This is a genomic window from Actinomadura sp. NBRC 104425, from assembly GCF_030269545.1.
GTDB lineage: Bacteria > Actinomycetota > Actinomycetes > Streptosporangiales > Streptosporangiaceae > Spirillospora > Spirillospora keratinilytica.
Genome location: NZ_BSTN01000172.1, coordinates 1 through 227, shown reverse-complemented (window position 1 = coordinate 227; position 227 = coordinate 1). Strand labels below are relative to the sequence as shown.

General features: G+C 67.4%; 1 protein-coding gene. It reads left to right on the top strand.

Features of this window, described 5'->3' with window-relative positions; genetic code table 11:
- Nucleotides 1–20: 20 nt before the first annotated feature.
- A partial coding sequence (locus tag QSK22_RS33620; protein WP_502872408.1) for a condensation domain-containing protein occupies nucleotides 21–227 on the top strand: 207 nt, incomplete at its 3' end.

The following is a 227-nucleotide window of genomic DNA, read 5'->3' as shown; positions in this document are numbered from 1 at the left end:
CGTTGTCGGTTCCGGCCGAGGTGCATCGGCGGCTGGTGGAGCTGGCCCGTGCCGAGGGCGTGACCCCGTTCATGGTGTTGCAGGCGGCGTTGGCGGTGATGTTGTCGCGGCTGGGTGCGGGTACCGATATTCCGATCGGGTCGGCGGTGGCGGGCCGTGGCGATGAGGCGTTGAACGATCTGGTCGGGTTCTTCGTCAACACGCTGGTGATCCGCACCGACCTGTCG